A 17,975-nucleotide genomic window follows, 5' to 3' on the forward strand; every position below is an offset into this window, starting at 1 on the left:
CCGCCTCAGCCGCAACCGTACGAGGGAAAGGACGCACCCGCTCCATGACTTCGTTCCGCCCCGCCCCCGACTGGCTCTCCGACGCCGTCTTCTACCAGATCTATCCGCAGTCCTTCGCCGACTCCGACGGCGACGGCATCGGTGACTTCAACGGCATCACCGGGCACCTGGACCACTTGGCCTGGCTCGGTGTCAACACTGTCTGGATCAACCCCTGCTTCGCCTCGCCGTTCCGCGACGCGGGGTACGACGTCTCCGACTACCTGTGCGTCGCGCCCCGCTACGGCACGAACGACGACCTGGCCGAGCTGGTGAACGAGGCGGGGCGGCGCGGCATCCGGGTGCTGCTCGATCTGGTGGCCGGGCACACCTCGGACCGGCATCCGTGGTTCACCGCGTCGGCCGGCGACCCGGACGACCATCGGTACATCTGGGCGGCAAAGGGCTGCCCCGACGGTTTCGTGCGGTCCCCGGGGAGCCGCCCCGGCGCGTACCTGCCGAACTTCTTCGACACCCAGCCCGCCCTCAACTTCGGTTACGCGCGCAAGGACCCGGCCGAGCCCTGGCGGCAGTCCGTCGATGCCGAGGGTCCGCGCGCCAACCGGGCCGCGCTGCGCGACATCATGGACCACTGGCTGGGGCTCGGCCTCGCCGGTTTCCGCGTCGACATGGCGCACTCCCTCGTCAAGGACGACCCGGACCGCAGCGCGACGGCCGCGGTGTGGACCGAGCTGCGCGGCTGGCTGGACGCCGCCCACCCGGAGGCGGTGCTGCTGTCCGAGTGGGGCGATCCGGCGGTGTCCGTGCCCGCGGGGTTCCACGCCGACTTCTTCCTCCAGTTCGGCGGCCCCACCAACGGCGGGCCCCTGCGCTCCCTGTGGAACAACGGCGAGGGCACGGACGACGAGGCGTGGGACCCTGTCGACTGCTTCTTCGACCCGAGCGGCAGGGGATCACCCCGTACGTTCGTCGAGGCGTGGCAGGCGGCCCGCGAGGCCATCGGTGATGCCGGGCACGTCGCGCTGCCCACCTCCAACCACGACTTCTCCCGCCTCAACTGCGGTCCGCGCACCGCCGAGCAGCTCCCGGCGGCGTTCGCCTTCCAGCTCACCTGGCCCACGCTCCCCGCGATCTACTACGGCGACGAGATCGGCATGCGCTACGTCCCCGGGCTGCCCGACACCGAGGGCAGCGTGCTCGGCCCGCGCTACAACCGGGCGGGCTCGCGCACTCCCATGCAGTGGGACGACAGCCCGACCGCGGGCTTCTCCACCGCACCGGCCGGCCGCCTCTACCTGCCCGTCGACCCCGACCCGCGGCGCCCCAGCGTTGCCGCCCAGATGGCGGACGAGACCTCTCTGCTGCACCTCGTGCACCGGCTCATCGCCCTGCGCAAGGCCACTCGGGAGTTGGGACCCGACGGCTCGGTGGAGGTGCTGCACAGCGGCTATCCGTTCGTGTACGTCAGGGGCGGGCACCATCTCGTGGTGATCAATCCCCGCAGCACACCGGCGGTGTTCACCACCCCTGTCGTGGGCGAGAGCCCGCGCGCGCTGGAGGCGGAGGGTGTGGAGGCGGGAAGCGGCGTCGTCACGGCGCGGGGGTTCGGGTACGGCGTCTTCGATCTGCGTACTCCGCCCGCTCGCCAGGGCCTGTCCGGTGGATCAGGGTCGGACAGCTTCTAGGGCTTGGTGAAGTCGACGTCCCGGGCCCTCGCGACGATCTCGACCTCGTCGCCGAGGGCCCATTCGGCCACCCGGGACACCATCGCCGCCGGGACCGGGTCGCTGATGCCCTCGGCGGCCGGGATGTCGTACGTGGCGTGCGCGTCGTGCGGCAGGACGACGCGGAAGTCCAGCTCCAGGGCGGTACGCGCGGTCGCCATCACGCACATCTCGGACTGCACCCCGCAGAGGGCGAGGTCGCGCACACCCGCTGCGGCGAGCAGGTCCGCGAGTCCGGTTTTCTCGAAGCCGTCGTCGACGGTCTTGCGCAGGACCTTCTCGTCCCGGTCCGTGTCCGCGGGGAGGTGTATCTCCCAGCCCGGGGTGCCGGGTTCGTCGACGGCGCCCGGCTCCCCGTCGTTCTGGAGCTGGATCACCAGGGCGCCCGCGGCGCGGGCTCGGGTGATCAGGTCGGTCGTACGGTCGAGGACGCGGGCCGCTTCGGGCACGGCGTCGGCGCCGGTGACGAAGGCGGCCTGCATGTCGACGACGATCAGCGCCTGGACCGGCTTCGAGGATGGAGGCGCCTGGACGGGCTTCGAGGAATGTGGCTGCGTAGGTGGTGCGGATTGCTCACTCATGGTCCACCATCTTGCCGTTCGCCATGATCAGACGTACGTCACCCAGGGCCTCAACGTCCCTGAGTGGGTCGCCGTGCACCGCGATCAGGTCGGCACGGTACCCCGCGGCCAGGTGTCCGACCTGGTCGGCGATGCCCAAGGCGTCGGCGGCCTCCGAGGTCGCCATGTCGATGACGCGACCGGGCTCCAGCCCCAAGTGCTGGTAGAAGCCGAGGCTCTGGGCCAGGCCGTCACAGCCCGCACGCTGGACTCCGGCGTCCGTCCCGGCGATCAGCCGCGCGCCGTGCTCCGCCATCGTGCGGACCTGGTCGAACATCTCCTTGGCCCGTTCGGCGCCGAAGAACATGGGCAGCATCCGCCAGTTCGGGCTGACCGTGGGGCAGATCCGGATGCCCTTGGCGACGATGGCGTCCAGGACGTCCTCGCGCAGGCCGATGCCCTTGCGCGTCATCCAGGTGCAGTGCTCGATGGTGTCGACGCCCGCCATCACGGCGGCCACGATCCCCGCCGTGCCGTGTCCATGGGCGGCGACCGGCAGTCCCGCCCGGTGCGCTTCACGGACGATCAGACGGATCTCGGGGGCGTCGAACTGGGACTGCCAGGTGGCGGGACCGCCTCGGGTGAGGCCGCCGCCGGTGGCCATGACCTTGATGACGTCCGCGCCGAGCTCGGCGTTGCGCCGCACCAGGGCGCGGATCTCGTCCTCGCCCTCGACCTCACCGCCCAAGAACCAGCAGTGGCCGCCTTTCGTGGTCAGCGGCGTCGTGGCCGCGACGATCCGCGGGCCCGGCACCCGGGACGCGGCGATCTCCTCGCGCAGCCGCAGCGTGAGGCGCCCCCGGTCACCCAGATCGCGCACCGTGGTGACGCCGCTGCGCAGGAACTGGAGTGCCCGCTCCTCCATCGCCGCCATGAGGGTGGTGTCGCTGTGCGCGTCCAGGACGGCGACGGGGTCCTTGCTCGCGTCGAAGACCAGGTGGACATGGGCGTCGATGAGGCCGGGCAGCACTGTGGCGTCGGGCAGCGCGTACCGCCGCGACACGCCGCGTGCCAGGGGCTCGACCTCGGCTCGGGCGCCCGCGGCGACGATGTCGGTGCCCTGTGTCAGTACGGCGCCGTCCGTGACGTGCTGGCCACGAGGCCCGGTCAGAACCCGCCCTGCCAAGATCAGCGTCTGGCTCATCTCTGCCTTTCCGGGAAGGAGTTGGAGGTGCCGGCGGTGGTGCCGGCCTCCATCGTCCGTCATGGGAGGGCAGAAAGTCCGTCGCGGGAGAGCGGAACGTCCGTCATATGAGGGCGGGGCAGGATGTTCGCGCGGCGTCCCGCGGGTACCCATAGCCTGGGCCGAGTGCCCGCACAGGGCGTCGCAGGACGTCGCAGGACATCGCAGGACGGAGGTCAGGGTCTGATGAGCACGGAAGTCACGGTCCTCCTTGTTGCCGGCGCGGTCCTGGTGGCCGTGACGCTCGCGGTCGCGATCGCGCTGCTCGTACGTCTGGTCCACGCGCGGCGCACGTTGCGCGCGGCGGGGCTGCCGGTCGAGCGTCAGTGGGTGTTCTGGGGCGCGGTCGCCTATCTCGTCCTGCCGGCCGATCTGCTGCCCGACCCGGTGCTTCTCGATGACATCGGTGTGCTCGTACTCGCGCTGCGGTCCATGAGGTCGGCGAACTCAGGCGTCGGGGGGCGTGGGGCGCAGTAGGGGGCGGCGCAGGTGCCGGGCCTTCGTGAGCAGGATGTGCATGCGCTCGGTCACCTGGGACACGTCCTCGACGGGCTCGTCGAAGGCGAGCCGGACGTCCGCCTGGCTGCTGGCCTTCTCGAGGCGCAGCGTGAGCGCGTAACGGTCGATGGCGAGCGGGCGTACGCGCACCACGCCGTGCAGGCTGTCCGCGCACACGAGCCGGGTCAGCTGCTCGACGGCGTCCTCGTGCGCGTCGGCGAGATGGGTGAGCAGGCGTGCCTCCGCCTCGGCCAGCGGGTCGGGTGCGGCCAGGGCGAGTTCGTCGAGGTCGATGCCGACGCGGCCCCCCGCGGAGTCGTGCAGTACGGCGCAGGTCGGCGCGAAGATGAATCCCTCCCCGTCGGGGACCAGAGACCCCGACAGCCACAGCCGGGCCCGGATACGGTCCCGTACCGGTACGGGGGCGACGTCGGCGAACTCCACCAGGGTCGACGGTTCGCCGCGCGGCGCGCAGATCATCGCGGTGGCCAGCGCGCTGTCGGGTGGCGGTGACAGCAGGAGGATGCCCTCCGGCGTGACGCTGTGCGCGCCTACGAGTTCATCCCTGCCGATCTCCGTTGTCACCGCGCAGGACCACGCGGTGGTGAGCAGTGAGCGAGCGCGAGCCGCTGCGGTGGGCACGGTCGTGCCGGCGTGACGGACACCCATCCTTCAACCTCCATTAGGTAAGCCTTGCCTAACTTATCGGAGATCGCGGAACAGGGCCAGTACGCGAAAGGCCCCGCGCGGTGAATCACGCGGGGCCGATCGGTGCGCCGGGCAGAGCCCCGGTCGCGAACGTCGGTTGGCACGGTCAAAGGCCGCGGCCGGTGCGGTCAGTGACCGCGGGCGATCCACTCCTCCAGGTGCGGCGCCTCCGCACCCACGCTCGTGCTGTCGCCGTGCCCGGTGCGCACCACCGTCCCGGCCGGCAGCGTCAGGAGGCGGTCCCTGATCGAGTCGACGATGGTCGGGAAGTCGCTGAACGACCGGCCCGTCGCCCCCGGCCCGCCCGCGAAGAGCGTGTCGCCGGTGAAGACCGTGCCCAGGGCGGGCGCATGGAGACTCACGGCGCCCGGGCAGTGGCCCGGGGTGTGCAGGACCTTCAACGCCACGCCCGCCACCGCGAGTTCCTGCCCGTCCGCCAGCTCGCCGTCGGGGGCACGGTCGGGGTGGGTCTGCTTCCACAGCTCCGCGTCGGCGGGGTGCAGCAGGATCGGCGCACCGGTGCGGGCCGCGAGCGCCGGGGCCGCGCCGATGTGGTCGTCGTGGGCGTGCGTGCACACGATCGCGACGACCCGGCGCTCGCCGACGGCCGCCGCGATGGCGTCCGCGTCGTGGGCCGCGTCGATGACGACGACCTCGCTGTCGTCCCCCACGATCCACACGTTGTTGTCGACGTCCCAGGTGCCTCCGTCGAGGGAGAACGTGCCCGAGGTGACCACGTGGTCGATGCGTGCCGCCATCAGAAGACCACCACCGAACGCAGGACGTCCCCGTGGTGCATCCGCTCGAATGCCTTCTCCACGTCTTCCAGCGCGATCGTCTCCGTGACGAACGCGTCCAGGTCGAGCCGCCCCTGCTGGTAGAGGTCGATCAGCATCGGGAAGTCGCGTGAGGGCAGACAGTCCCCGTACCAGCTCGACTTCAGCGCGCCGCCGCGCCCGAAGACGTCGAGCAGCGGCAGATCGATGCGCATCTCCGGTGTCGGCACGCCGACCAGGACGACCGTGCCCGCCAAGTCGCGGGCGTAGAAGGCCTGTTCATAGGTCTCCGGGCGGCCGACCGCCTCGATGACGACGTCGGCGCCGTTCCCGCCCGTCAGCTCGCGGACCGCCTCGATCGGGTCCGCCGAACGGGAGTTGACGGTGTGCGTGGCACCGAGGCTCTTCGCGGTCCGCAGCTTCTTGTCGTCGATGTCGACGGCGATGATCTTCGCGGCTCCGGCGAGGCGCGCGCCCACGACCGCCGCGTTGCCGACGCCGCCGCAGCCGATGACGGCGACCGAGTCGCCGCGTCCCACGTTGCCCGTGTTGATGGCGGCGCCGATTCCGGCCATGACTCCGCAGCCGAGGAGCCCGGCCGCGGCGGGCGATGCGGCCGGGTCGACCTTGGTGCACTGCCCGGCGGCGACGAGGGTCTTCTCCGCGAAGGCGCCGATGCCGAGCGCGGGCGAGAGCTCGGTGCCGTCCGTGAGGGTCATCTTCTGCTCGGCATTGTGCGTGGCGAAGCAGTACTGGGGGCGGCCGCGCAGGCAGGCGCGGCACTGGCCGCACACCGCACGCCAGTTGAGGATCACGAAGTCGCCGGGCGCGACCTCCGTGACACCGTCGCCGACCGACTCCACGATGCCCGCCGCCTCATGGCCGAGGAGGAAGGGGAAGTCGTCGTTGATGCCGCCCTCGCGGTAGTGCAGGTCGGTATGACAGACCCCGCAGGCCTCCACCTTCACCACGGCTTCCCCGGGCCCCGGGTCCGGCACGACGATCGTCTCGATCCGTACCGGCTCGCCCTTCGCGCGCGCGATCACGCCTTGTACCTGCTGCGCCATGAGGTCAGCCCTTCTTTCTTCCGGCGTTGCGTACTCGTCCGGCATCGCGTCTTTCCTCCCGCATCCTCACATCCGGAGCCCGCCCGCGACGACCCCGGACGCACGAGTTCCGATCACCGGTCCCAGGCTCCTTCCCTGCTCGGCGGGATCCGCGGGGATCCGAGGGGATCCGAGGGGATCCGCGGGCCGCGGTGCCGCCTAGGGTGTGCGCGTGCGTGATCTCGCCGCTCAGGCCCTGCTTCCGGTCAACGCGACGCTCGGTGTGGTGCTTCTCGTCCTGCTGCTCGCCGCGGCGACGACCGCCGCCGTGTTCCGCCTCTCCCCCGACGGCTCGCACGGCAGGGCGCGGGAGATCCTCGTGGTCGGGGTGCGGGCTGCCGTGCAGCTGGGTGTGGTGGCTCTGGTGATCGGCTGGGTGATCGACCACGTCGTGGTGCTCTTCGCCTTCCTGATCCTGATGTTCGCCGTCGCCGCGCGTACGGCGGGGCGCCGCGTCACCGCCAACGGCACCTGGTGGTGGGCAGCGCTGCCGATCGCGGCCCCGGTCGTCCCGGTGGTGGCGGCGTTGACCCTGGCCGGCCTGCTGCCGGCGAACGGCATCGCCATGATCCCCGTGACGGGCATCCTCATCGGCGGCGCGCTCACCGCGACGGTGCTCGGCGGGCGCCGGTCCCTCGACGAACTCCACTCCCGCAAGGGAGAGTTCGAGGCGGGCCTGGCCCTTGGGCTGCCGGCCAGGGACGCCCGCCTGGAGGTGGTACGCCCCGCCGCGTCGGACGCCCTGCTGCCCGGCCTCGACCAGACCCGCACGGTGGGCCTTGTCACGCTCCCCGGAGCCTTCGTCGGCATGCTCCTGGGCGGCGCGTCACCCGTGCTCGCGGGCGCGGTGCAGCTGTTCGTGCTGATCGCCCTCATGGCGGTCCAGGCGATCGCGGTGGCCACGACTGTCGAGCTGGTCGCCCGCGGACACCTGAACCGGACGGGACCGGCGGGACCGGAGTGATCGGCGCAGCCCCCTGAGCGTAGGCTCCGAATCATGTCTGTCTACGAAGATGCAGAGATCGGCACCCTCCAGGGCGGCCCGGCGAACCTGGGCCAGTACCTGGGCAAGGCCGTCCTGATCGTCAATGTCGCCTCCAAGTGCGGGCTCACCCCGCAGTACGCGGGCCTCGAGCGCCTCCAGGAGAAGTACGCGACGCGTGGCTTCACGGTCCTCGGCGTGCCCTGCAACCAGTTCATGGGCCAGGAGCCCGGTACGTCGGACGAGATCGCCGAGTTCTGTTCGGCGACCTACGGCGTGACGTTCCCGATGACCGAGAAGGTCGACGTGAACGGCGACGACCGGCACGCGCTGTACGGGCACCTCGTGGGCGCGGCGGATGCCGAGGGGCACACCGGCGACATCCGCTGGAACTTCGAGAAGTTCCTCGTCGGTGCGGACGGCGACGTGGTGGCCCGGTTCGCCCCGCAGACCGAGCCGGACGCTCCCGAGGTCGTCGCCGCGATCGAGGCGAACCTGCCGAAGTAACCCCAGCACACCGACAAGGCGCGACACACCGGCAGGCGCCGGTGTGTCGCGCTGTTGGCGCGGATGCCTATCCGTACGTCTTCTTCCAGCGCACCCGGTGCTGGCCATCGCCCTGCCCCGCGTCGCTGACGCCGAGCAGCGAGCCCAGTGGGGCACCGCTGTGCCACAGGCCCATGTGGTCACGGTGCAGGGCGGCGATGCCGGTCTCGGCCGCGAAGGCTTGCGCGGGGCTGCTGAATCGCGCGGTCGTCGCGCAGATCGCCACGTCGGCTCCGAAGTGCACACGGGAGCCCAGGAGATCGCGCAGGTCGCGTGCGGCGACGGCGCGGCTCGGTGCGTACCGCTTGCATTGGATGATCATGGATCGCCCGTCCGGGAGCCGCCCGACCACGTCCACGCCGTTGTCCCCCGCCCCTCCCACCCTGCGTACGTCGGTGCATCCGTCCCTGCGGCACAGCCCCGCGACCAGCTCCTCGAACTCGGTGCCGGTCATCGCGTCCGCCCGCGTCAGCGACCGGTGGCCCGCCCGCACCGCGTCCTCCTTCCGCCACGCGCGATCGCGGTCGCGGGCCACCTGGTCCGTGCGCCACAGCCACCACAGCACGGACCCGAGCAGGCCGAGGATCAAAACCCCCGCCACGTAAGGCCGGAGCGGCGACCAGATCAGCATCAACTGCAGGAGCAGCACGGCGCCGCACACCGCCCACGGCTTCCACGTCGTCCCGCGCCGCTTCCGCGCCGCCGTGCGCTGTCCCCGCCGAGCGGTCATCCGGGCCCCCTCCGCCGTCCCTGCCTCGCAGTGTGGACGCGGACGTGCGGGTTCGGAAGGCCCCGCGCACACGCGGCCGCAGGCCACCCCGTACATCCAGCCGGACCAAGCTGACCTGCGGGCTTCGGGCCGCGCTCGTACGGTGACTGAATGGTCATCAGGTACCTCCCGCGCTCCTCATCCGCCCGCACCGCGGCCCTCGCGGCAGCCGCTCTGGTCCTCCTGCCCACACCCGTCGCCGCAGCAGTCGAGGAGCCCACGCCGCCCAAGCCGGGCCCCGCCTACTCCTCGAACCTCCTCGACCGGCCGGGCACCCAGGTGCGGCCCGGCGCAGGCGCCCCGGCCGTGCCGAACGACGTCTCGGCTCTCGCCTGGCTGGTGGCCGACGCCCGTTCGGGCGAAGTGCTCGCCGCCCACAACGCCCACCGCCAACTGCCGCCCGCCTCTACCCTGAAGTCGCTCTTCGCCCTCACGGCCCTGCCCCACCTGGACGCCGTCGCCCGCCACCAGGTCACCCAGAGCGAGCTCTCCGAGGTCGGGGACGGCAGCAGCCTCGTGGGGGTCGAGGCGGGGCGCAGCTACAGCATCGCCGACCTGTGGCGCGGCGTGTTCCTCAGCTCCGGCAACGACGCCGTGCATGTGCTGGCCAAGCTCAACGGCGGCTGGCAGAAGACCGTCCGTCAGATGCGCTCGAAGGCGGCCGCCCTGGGTGCCCACGACACCCACGTGGTCTCTCCCGACGGTTACGACGCGGAGGGGCAGGTGTCGTCGGCGTACGACCTGGCGGTCTTCGGCCGGGCGGGGCTCGCTGACCCGCAGTTCGCCCGCTACTGCTCGACGTCGGTCGCCAAGTTCCCGAACGGCAACTGGTCCTACCCCATTCAGAACACCAACCGGCTCCTCACCGGAGCCGACGGCGTCGCGCCCTACCCCGGCCTGCTCGGCATCAAGAACGGCTACACGAGCCACGCGGGCAACACCCTGATCAGCGCGGCGCAGCGCGGCGGCCGCACCCTCGTCGTGTCGGTGATGAACCCTCAGGCCAGCGGCGGGTACCGCGTGTACGAGGAGACCAGGGCGCTCCTCGACTGGGGCTTCAGGGCGGCGGGGCACGTCAGGCCGGTGGGCTCACTCGTCCCCGAGAGCGAGCAGCGGGGCGCGACGCAGGGCTCCGCGCCCGCTGCCGGGCTCGCCTCCCATGCGATGGACGCGGACGGCGTGAACTGGACCGTGATCCTTCCGGTGGCCGTGGGTTCGGCGGCTCTGGTGGCGGGTGCGATGGTCGTGATCCGGCGGCGACGGACGGCCCGCGTCCACGGCTAGTACTCGGTGACGTCCTCGGAAGCCTTCAGACTCCGCCCAGCAGTCGGTCGAGGTCCTGCTCCAGGTCCAGCCCCGCGGCCTCACGCCCCACCCCCACGACGGCGTACGTACCCAGCAGGAACCGCCGCAGCACGGCTCTGTCGAACTGCACCAGGGCCAGACCCTGCGGCGCGCGGAACTCGAGAACCGTGCGGGCCCGCCCGCACGGCCAGATGCGCACGTCGCCGCCGCCCGCGGGGGTGCGAAGCCCCACCTCCAGGAGCTGGCGGGCGAAGATCCAGGTGACTTCCGCGCCGTCGAGAGAGGCCTCGGGCGGGAAGAGCATCTGGACGGCCAGGGGGTCGGCCGCGGCATAGCGCAGGGTCACGGGCAGCGCGCGCTCGCGCCCTTCGGGGGTGATCAGGCGGGCACGGGCGGGCTGCTCAAGGGTGACGGCCATGATCGGACTCCTGTTCTGGCGCAGCTGCCGCTGCTCGCACTGCTTTCTTCCGTGCTTGTTCGAGTCCGAATCGGGGGGTTTATTACGCGACACGCGAGGCGAATTATGTGACCTGCGCCACTCCCGCACCGGGCCCGGGGCTCGCCTCCGGTTTCGGGAAGGGGCGGGACCGGGGAAAGGACACCGCATGCTCCTAGCCCGCCTGGCTCATGTTTCCGCCGCCGTGGCCACCACCCCCGCCCGGTCGCAGAAGATCACCCTCCTCGCCGACCTCTTCCGCTCCGCCACCCCCGCCGACGCCCCCATCGTGATCCCCTACCTCGCAGGCCGCCTCCCCCAGGGGAGGCTGGGCATCGGATGGAGTCTCCTGAAGGAGTCACCCCCGCCCGCCGCGGAGCCCACCCTCACCGTCCAGGACACGGACAACGCCCTGACCGCCATCGGTGCCGTGTCCGGGCCGGGGTCCCAGGGCGAACGCAAACGGCTGGTGAGGGAGTTGATGGGCACGGCCACCGGCGATGAACAGCGGTTCCTCGTCGGGCTGCTGACCGGCGAGGTGCGGCAGGGTGCGCTCGACGCCATCGCGGTGGAGGGCCTCGCCCGCGCCACCCAGACGCCGGCGACCGCGGTGCGCCGCGCGGTGATGCTGGCGGGGGCGGTGACGCCCGTCGCCGAGGCCCTCCTGGCCAGGGGGCCGAGCGCGGTGGACGAGTTTCGGCTCAGCGTGGGGCGGCCCGTGCTCCCCATGCTCGCGCACGGCGCAGGATCGGTCACCGAAGGCGTCGGCAAACTGGGCGGTCCGTGCGCCGTCGAGGAGAAGCTGGACGGCATCCGCGTCCAGGTGCACCGCGACGGGGACGACGTCCGCGTCTACACCCGCACCCTCGACGACATCACCGACCGCCTGCCCGAACTCGCGGCTGCCGCAAAGGACTTGGCGGGCGAAACCCTCATTCTCGATGGCGAGGTCATCGCGCTCGACGGCGACGGCAGACCCCGCCCCTTCCAGGAGATCGCCGGACGTGTCGGGTCCCGTGTCGACGTCACCACCGCGGCCGCCGCGCTCCCCGTCTCCCCCGTGTTCTTCGACGTCCTGTACGCCGGAGGGCAGGATCTGCTCGACCTGCCGTTCGCCGAGCGGCACACCCATCTGGCGCGGCTCGTCCCCGAGCCGATGCGGGTGCGGCGCACCGTCGTAGCCGATCCCGCCGACGAGGCGGAGATCGGCGCCGCCGAGGAGTTCTTCGCCGCTACTCTGCGCCGCGGCCATGAAGGCGTCGTGCTCAAGGCCCTCGACGCGCCGTACATCGCCGGGCGCCGCGGTGCGAGCTGGCTGAAGGTCAAGCCGGTGCACACCCTGGACCTCGTGGTCCTGGCCGCCGAGTGGGGGCACGGGCGGCGGACCGGCAAGCTCTCCAACCTCCATCTGGGTGCCCGGCGCGACGACGGCACCTTCGCCATGCTCGGGAAGACCTTCAAGGGCATGACGGACGTGATGCTGGCCTGGCAGACCGAGCGGCTGCGTGAGCTCGCGGTCGGCGACGACGGCTTCGTCGTGACCGTACGTCCGGAGCTGGTCGTCGAGATCGCCTACGACGGACTGCAGAAGTCCACCCGCTATCCGGCCGGCGTCACACTCCGCTTCGCCCGGGTCGTGCGCTATCGCGAGGACAAGTCGCCCGCGGAAGCCGATTCCGTCGAGACGGTGCTGGCGGAACGTCAGCCTTAGAACCGGGGCGGCCCCTCTAGACCCGAGGCGAGACCTCTACCACCAAGTTCTGGCAAAGAACGGGCCGATAGGGTGACCTTAACGCCGTATTGACGCCCACAAGACCACGCAGCCAGATCAGCAATAGGGGAAGAGCCGTGCCCGCTTCACGCCTCAGCCAGACGCCACTTCCAGGCATCGGAATCCGGTACGACCTGACCACCCGAGAACAGCGCCGGGTCTCGGTCGTCGCACACCGGGACGGAGCGCGCACCCTCAGCGCCTACCAAGCCGACGACCCCGACGAGTGCGCGCTCTCGCTGCGACTGAGCTCCGGTGAGGCCGACGCCCTGATCGACGCGCTGATGCCCTCGCACCACAGCCCGAACCTCCTGCACACCACCGATCTCGGTCTGGTCGCGGAGCGCATCGAGGTGGCCGGCTCCTCGCACTGGAACGGACGGCTGCTCGGCGAGACCCAGATGCGCACCGAGACCGGTGCCTCCATCGTGGCCGTGCTGCGCAGGGCCGAGGCCATTCCCTCGCCCGCGCCGGACTTCCGCCTCGCCGGCGGGGACACGCTCATCGTGATCGGCACCCGCGAGGGTGTGGAGAGCGCCGCCGCGATACTCGAGCGGGACTGATTCGATGCACTCTGCTGTCTTTCTCATCGAATTCGGCGCGATCATTCTCGCGCTCGGGCTGCTCGGCAGATTCGCCGGACGGTTCCGCTTCTCCCCTATCCCCCTCTATCTGCTCGCCGGGCTCGCGTTCGGCGAGGGCGGTCTTCTGCCGCTGGGCGCCAGTGAGGAGTTCGTCGCGATCGGCGCCGAGATCGGCGTCATCCTGCTGCTCCTGATGCTGGGGCTCGAATACACCGCGAGCGATCTGGTCAGCAATCTCAAGACCCAGTACCCGGCCGGTCTCGTCGACATGGGGCTGAACGCGGTGCCGGGCGCGATCGCCGCGCTGCTGATGGGCTGGGGTCCTGTCGCCGCCGTCGTGCTCGCGGGCGTCACCTGGATCTCGTCGTCCGGCGTCATCGCGAAGGTCCTGAACGACCTGGGCCGTCTCGGCAACCGCGAGACGCCCGTCATCCTCAGCATCCTGGTCCTCGAAGACCTGGCGATGGCCGTGTACCTGCCCATCATCACCGCCTTGTTGGCCGGTGTCGGCTGGGCCGCGGGCAGTCTCACGCTGGGCATCGCGCTCGGGGCGGCCGGTCTGGTGCTGTTCCTCGCCGTGCGCTACGGCCGGGTCATCTCGCGCTTCGTGTCGAGCGACGACCCCGAGAAGCTGCTCCTGGTCGTCCTCGGTCTGACGATCCTGGTCGCCGGGATCGCGCAGCAGCTCCAGGTCTCGGCCGCCGTGGGGGCGTTCCTGGTCGGCATCGCGCTGTCCGGCGAGGTGGCCGAGGGCGCGCACAGCCTCCTCGCGCCGCTGCGGGACCTGTTCGCCGCCGTCTTCTTCGTCTTCTTCGGGCTGCACACCGATCCGGCGAGCATCCCGCCGGTACTGCTTCCCGCACTCGCGCTCGCCGTCGTGACGGCGTGCACGAAGATCGCCACGGGGTACTGGGCGGCCCGCCGCGCCAAGATCTCCGTCAAGGGGCGGTGGCGGGCGGGCGGTGCGCTGGTGGCGCGCGGCGAGTTCTCCATCGTCATCGCGGGTCTTGCCGTCACCGCGGGCATCGAGCCGTCGCTCGGCCCGCTGGCCACCGCGTACGTCCTGATCCTGGTGATCGTCGGCCCGCTGACCGCACGCTTCGCGCAGCCGGTGGCCGCGCTGGTGGCCGGCGCCGTGTCGCGCCGCGGGGAAGTGGCGACCGCGGTGTCCGTGCCCTCCCCCCAGGAGCCGGAGCGGTCTTCGGAGGAGTCGCTCGACGGACAGGGCACGAGCGGCCGGCCCTGACGCCCGCCGTCGGCCGGGTACGCGACGTCGCGTACCCGGCCGACGTTCCGCGCGCCGCTCCGGGGCGCTCCCCGGGTTCTCTACCGCCCCACGGCGTATCCCTGCATTCCCCGCGGGTTGGCTGCCGCCGACAGCACACCGGTGCGCGGGTCCCGTGCCACCGCGCACAGCCGGCCCTCCGACCAGGGCTCGCCGACCGTCACGTCGTGCCCGCGCCGCCGCAGCTCCTCGACGACCGCCTCGTCCATGCGGGACTCGACCGTGACGCTCCCGGGGCGCATGCCGCGCGGGTAGAAGGAGCCGGGGAAGCTGTCGTTGTGCCAGTTGGGGGCGTCGATGGCGCCCTGGAGGTCGAGGCCTCCGCGTACGGATGCCCGCAGCGCGACCGCCAGGAAGAAGTGCACCTGCCACTGGTCCTGCTGGTCTCCGCCGGGTGTACCGAACGCCATCACCGGTACGCCGTCCTTGAGTGCGAGGGACGGCGTCAGGGTGGTGCGCGGGCGGCGGCCCGGCGCGAGGGAGTTGGGCAGGCCCTCCTCGAGCCAGGCCATCTGGAGCCGGGTGCCGAGCGGGAAGCCCAGTTCGGGGACGACCGGATTGGACTGCAGCCAACCGCCACTGGGCGTGGCCGCGACCATGTTGCCCCAGCGGTCGACGATGTCCAGGTGGCAGGTGTCGCCGCGGGTCGCGCCGTCCGCCGAGACGGCAGGTTCGCCGGGCACGGGTGAGGTGCCGCTCTTGGCGACGGTCGGCTCACCGGCGCCCGCTCCGGGCAGGCCCAGCGCGTCGAAGCCGGGCTCCCCCGCGGCGACGGCGCTCGCGTGCGCGGATATCTTCGCGGTGCGCCCGCCGGGGCTTCCGGGGCGCAGGTCGTGCGACGCCTTCTCACCGATGAGCGTCCGCCGCTCCTCGTTGTAGGCCTCGGACAGGAGGTCGGCGACCGGGACCGTGCCGGCGCCGTCCGCGTCGCCGTACCAGGCCTCGCGGTCGGCCATGGCCAGCTTGCAGCCCTCTATCAGCAGGTGGACGTAGTCGGGCGAGCCGTACGCGGGCAGGTCCGCGAGCGCCGATGGGAGCACGGCCAGCTGCTGCAGGAAGACCGGACCCTGGGTCCAGCCGCCCGCCTTGCACAACGTCCAGCCGTTCCAGTCGTACGTCGCCGGGGCTTCGTAGCTCGCCTCCCATCCGGCGAGGTCGGCGGCCGTCAGCGTTCCGGTGTGCCGGGATCCGCTGGTGTCCATCGTGGGGCGGCCCGCCTGGCGTACCAGTGCCTCGGCGATGAACCCCTCGCTCCAGATCTGCCGCGCGGCGTCGATCTGCTCGACGCGCGAGCCGGTGCCCGCCTCCTCGATCACGCGGCGCCAGGTCGCGGCGAGCGCCGGGTTGCGCAGGAGCTCGCCGGGGCGCGGGGCATGTCCGTCGGGCAGGTAGATCTCGGCCGACGAGGGCCATTCGTTCTCGAAGAGCTCGCGTACCGTCTCGACGGTCTCGCCGACGCGCTCCACGGGTGCGTGCCCGTCTTCCGCGTACCCGATGGCGTACTTGAGGACATCGGCGAGGGACTTGGTCCCGTGGTCGCGCAGGAGCAGCATCCACGCGTCGAAGGCTCCGGGCACGGCAGCCGCGAGCGGCCCTGTGCCCGGCACCAGGTCGAGGCCGAGCGAGCGGTAGTGGTCCACGGTCGCTCCGGCGGGCGCGACGCCCTGCCCGCACAGGACCCGCACCTCCCCGTCGGCGGGGGCCAGGATGATCGGCACCTCACCTGCCGGGCCGTTGAGGTGCGGCTCGACGACGTGCAGGACGAAACCGGCGGCGACCGCCGCGTCGTACGCGTTGCCGCCGTCCTCCAGGACGGCCATCGCGGACTGCGAGGCGAGCCAGTGGGTGGAGGACACCATGCCGAAGGTGCCTTGGAGGGTCGGCCTAGTGGTGAACAAGAGTGCTGCTCCTAGCGTGCGGTGCGGGTACTGGGGATCGTACGGAGGTTCGGGGCGGCGGCAGCGTCCGGAGCCGTGCCGTCGTCCGCGACCAGGTGGCAGGAGACCTGGCGTCGGCCTTCTCCCGGAAGCGTGCGCAGTTCGGGCACCTCGATTCGGCAGCGGTCGACGGCCAGCGGGCAGCGCGTGTGGAGACGGCATCCGGGCGGCGGAGCGAGCGGGCTCGGCAGTTCACCGCTGAGGACGATGCGCTCGCGGGTGCGCTGGAGCACCGGGTCGGGCACGGGCGCGGCGGACAGGAGCGCCTGCGTGTACGGGTGCTTGGGGTCGGCGAACAGCTCGGCGGTCGGCGCCTGTTCGACGATCTGGCCGAGATCCATGACCGCGATGCGGTCGGCGAGGAACTCCACGGCGGCCAGGTCGTGCGTGATGAACAGGCATCCGAAGCCGCGGTCCCGCTGGAGATCGGCGAGGAGGTTGAGGACGGAGGCCTGGACGGAGACATCGAGGGCCGATGTCGGTTCGTCGGCCACCAGGAGGTCCGGGTCGACGGAGAGCGCGCGGGCGATGGAGATGCGCTGGCCTCCGGAGAGTTCGTGTGGATGCCGGTCGGCGTGCTCGGGGCGCAGGCCGACCTGGCCGAGGAGTTCGGCGATACGCGCGCGTGCCGCGTGCGGATGGCGGCGAGCGCCTCGGGGCTGCGCTCCTCACCGGCGAGCGCGAGCGCCGGATCGACGTCTTGGGCAGTGCGGTGGCGAGCTGCGGTATCACCGTCCCGCGTTCGTCGATGTCGTAGAGCTTCTCGCACATCCCGGCGAAGACGGTGCGGCCCACGAGGGTCTGTGCGAGAGTCGGATCGAGCTTGTCCGGGTCGGCGTTGAGGGCGGTGAGGGTGCCTCCGTCACGCACGGGGCGGTCGTCGGTCATGCGCTCACCGCCGACCTCGGTGGCCGAGGACTGCAGGGAGCCGCAGCCCGCCGCCAGGGTCATCACCAGGGCAACTGCCGCGAGGGCAACCGCTTTTCGGCGCACGAGTAGGTACCTCCGCCAGGCTGGTTCCGGGCTGATCGTGGACGATCAAGGAATACGGCAGAACGTATTTCGCATACAGTCCGCACACAAGAGGCCCGTCCGGATGCTGGGCCGGATTTGATGAAGATTGAATAACCGGGCGCGAAAAATGGCTGCGCGCTACATGCAGCGGACTTTCCGTCCATCAAGGGACGAGCCGCCCCTGAGCCGTCCCCGAGCCGTCCCTGTGCCGCTCGCCGGGCCGCTCGCCGGGCCGTTGTCAGTGCCGCGCGCTAGTGTCCGCGCAACTGACCCTTCACCCCGTTCCGGGAGGTTTTCATGGTCTCGCGTCTCAACCCGTATCTCAGCTTCGACGGCGATGCCCGTCAGGCCCTGGAGTTCTACAAGGAGGTCTTCGGCGGCGATCTCGCGCTCAACACCTTCGGCGAGGCCGGCCACCAGGGCACTCCGGAAGCCGACCAGATCATGCACGGCATGCTGCAGGCGCCGAACGGCTTCACCCTGATGGGCGCCGACACCCCACCCGGCATGGACCACAGCCCGGGCAACAACTTCTCGGTGAGCCTCAGCGGAGACGACGAGGCCGAGCTGCGCGGCTACTGGGAGAAGCTGTCCGCCGGCGGCTCGGTGGCCGTACCGATGGAGAAGCAGATGTGGGGCGACACCTTCGGCATGTGTACGGACCGCTTCGGCATCCCCTGGATGGTCAACATCAGCGAGCCGCAGAGCTGAACGGTTCCGCGACCGGGGCC

General features: G+C 71.4%; 17 protein-coding genes and 1 pseudogene. 9 read left to right on the forward strand and 9 right to left on the reverse strand.

The features are described from left to right. Positions 1-44: 44 nt before the first annotated feature. Entirely contained in the window at positions 45-1,685 is a 1,641-nt protein-coding gene (locus ACZ5WE_RS09405) for an alpha-amylase family glycosyl hydrolase (RefSeq protein ID WP_467684203.1), read from the forward strand. Here the strand turns inward: ACZ5WE_RS09405 and ACZ5WE_RS09410 are convergent. Further along, entirely contained in the window at positions 1,682-2,305 is a 624-nt protein-coding gene (locus ACZ5WE_RS09410; protein ID WP_467684201.1) for an isochorismatase family protein, read from the reverse strand. The genes ACZ5WE_RS09405 and ACZ5WE_RS09410 overlap by 4 nt on opposite strands. Then, positions 2,298-3,488 carry an amidohydrolase family protein gene (locus ACZ5WE_RS09415; RefSeq protein ID WP_467684199.1) on the reverse strand — a complete coding sequence of 397 codons (1,191 nt, stop codon included), beginning with the start codon at positions 3,486-3,488 and terminating at the stop codon, positions 2,298-2,300. The genes ACZ5WE_RS09410 and ACZ5WE_RS09415 overlap by 8 nt, the downstream gene beginning before the upstream one ends. Positions 3,489-3,713: 225 nt before the next feature. On the opposite strand from ACZ5WE_RS09415, the gene ACZ5WE_RS09420 reads away from it, so the two are divergent. Then, positions 3,714-4,004 (forward strand): YkvA family protein, encoded by a 291-nt coding sequence (locus ACZ5WE_RS09420; RefSeq protein WP_467684197.1) that lies wholly within the window; start codon positions 3,714-3,716, stop codon positions 4,002-4,004. On the opposite strand, the gene ACZ5WE_RS09425 is transcribed toward ACZ5WE_RS09420, so the two are convergent. The 3 genes from ACZ5WE_RS09425 to ACZ5WE_RS09435 form a co-directional block, all read right to left on the reverse strand. Beyond that, the gene (locus ACZ5WE_RS09425; RefSeq protein WP_467684195.1) at positions 3,975-4,694 is read right to left on the reverse strand and encodes a DUF2470 domain-containing protein; all 720 of its coding nucleotides are present in this window, start codon (positions 4,692-4,694) and stop codon (positions 3,975-3,977) included. The two genes, ACZ5WE_RS09420 and ACZ5WE_RS09425, sit on opposite strands and share 30 nt — an antisense overlap. A 167-nt stretch (positions 4,695-4,861) precedes the next feature. Continuing rightward, a complete protein-coding gene (locus ACZ5WE_RS09430) occupies positions 4,862-5,491 on the reverse strand; it encodes an MBL fold metallo-hydrolase (RefSeq protein WP_467684193.1) in 630 nt (209 codons plus the stop codon). After that, positions 5,491-6,576, reverse strand: a complete 1,086-nt coding sequence (locus ACZ5WE_RS09435) for an S-(hydroxymethyl)mycothiol dehydrogenase (RefSeq protein WP_467684191.1) — start codon at positions 6,574-6,576, stop codon at positions 5,491-5,493. Before ACZ5WE_RS09435 ends, ACZ5WE_RS09430 begins: the two co-directional genes overlap by 1 nt. A 211-nt stretch (positions 6,577-6,787) precedes the next feature. Between ACZ5WE_RS09435 and ACZ5WE_RS09440 the strand changes: the two genes are divergently transcribed. Beyond that, on the forward strand, positions 6,788-7,579 hold the full coding sequence (locus tag ACZ5WE_RS09440) for an ABC transporter permease (RefSeq protein WP_467684189.1): 792 nt from the start codon (positions 6,788-6,790) through the stop codon (positions 7,577-7,579). A gap of 33 nt (positions 7,580-7,612) precedes the next feature. Then, positions 7,613-8,104 carry a glutathione peroxidase gene (locus ACZ5WE_RS09445; protein WP_467684187.1) on the forward strand — a complete coding sequence of 164 codons (492 nt, stop codon included), beginning with the start codon at positions 7,613-7,615 and terminating at the stop codon, positions 8,102-8,104. Positions 8,105-8,171: 67 nt separating this feature from the next. Here the strand turns inward: ACZ5WE_RS09445 and ACZ5WE_RS09450 are convergent, their stop codons facing one another. Continuing rightward, entirely contained in the window at positions 8,172-8,873 is a 702-nt protein-coding gene (locus ACZ5WE_RS09450; RefSeq protein ID WP_467684185.1) for a restriction endonuclease, read from the reverse strand. A gap of 150 nt (positions 8,874-9,023) precedes the next feature. Between ACZ5WE_RS09450 and ACZ5WE_RS09455 the strand changes: the two genes are divergently transcribed. Beyond that, positions 9,024-10,196 (forward strand): D-alanyl-D-alanine carboxypeptidase family protein, encoded by a 1,173-nt coding sequence (locus ACZ5WE_RS09455; RefSeq protein WP_467684184.1) that lies wholly within the window; start codon positions 9,024-9,026, stop codon positions 10,194-10,196. A 25-nt stretch (positions 10,197-10,221) separates the two neighbouring features. On the opposite strand, the gene ACZ5WE_RS09460 is transcribed toward ACZ5WE_RS09455, so the two are convergent. Next, positions 10,222-10,635, reverse strand: a complete 414-nt coding sequence (locus ACZ5WE_RS09460) for an SsgA family sporulation/cell division regulator (protein ID WP_467684183.1) — start codon at positions 10,633-10,635, stop codon at positions 10,222-10,224. A 187-nt stretch (positions 10,636-10,822) separates the two neighbouring features. On the opposite strand from ACZ5WE_RS09460, the gene ACZ5WE_RS09465 reads away from it, so the two are divergent. The 3 genes from ACZ5WE_RS09465 (at position 10,823) to ACZ5WE_RS09475 (ending at position 14,254) form a co-directional block, all read left to right on the forward strand. Then, positions 10,823-12,364 (forward strand): ATP-dependent DNA ligase, encoded by a 1,542-nt coding sequence (locus ACZ5WE_RS09465; RefSeq protein WP_467684181.1) that lies wholly within the window; start codon positions 10,823-10,825, stop codon positions 12,362-12,364. Positions 12,365-12,501: 137 nt separating this feature from the next. Then, positions 12,502-12,987, forward strand: a complete 486-nt coding sequence (locus ACZ5WE_RS09470; RefSeq protein WP_467684180.1) for a cation:proton antiporter regulatory subunit — start codon at positions 12,502-12,504, stop codon at positions 12,985-12,987. A gap of 4 nt (positions 12,988-12,991) precedes the next feature. After that, positions 12,992-14,254 carry a cation:proton antiporter gene (locus tag ACZ5WE_RS09475; protein ID WP_467684178.1) on the forward strand — a complete coding sequence of 421 codons (1,263 nt, stop codon included), beginning with the start codon at positions 12,992-12,994 and terminating at the stop codon, positions 14,252-14,254. A gap of 80 nt (positions 14,255-14,334) precedes the next feature. Here ACZ5WE_RS09475 and ACZ5WE_RS09480 read toward each other — a convergent pair whose 3' ends face one another. Continuing rightward, a complete protein-coding gene (locus tag ACZ5WE_RS09480; RefSeq protein ID WP_467684176.1) occupies positions 14,335-16,191 on the reverse strand; it encodes a gamma-glutamyltransferase family protein in 1,857 nt (618 codons plus the stop codon). Between the two features lie 11 nt (positions 16,192-16,202). Next, positions 16,203-16,850, reverse strand: a pseudogene (locus ACZ5WE_RS09485) (oligopeptide/dipeptide ABC transporter ATP-binding protein); the annotation flags it as partial. A 691-nt stretch (positions 16,851-17,541) separates the two neighbouring features. Between ACZ5WE_RS09485 and ACZ5WE_RS09490 the strand changes: the two are divergent. Next, positions 17,542-17,955, forward strand: a complete 414-nt coding sequence (locus ACZ5WE_RS09490) for a VOC family protein (RefSeq protein WP_467684174.1) — start codon at positions 17,542-17,544, stop codon at positions 17,953-17,955. Positions 17,956-17,975: the final 20 nt, after the last annotated feature.

The sequence above is a fragment of the Streptomyces sp. NPDC033180 genome, assembly GCF_055577645.1.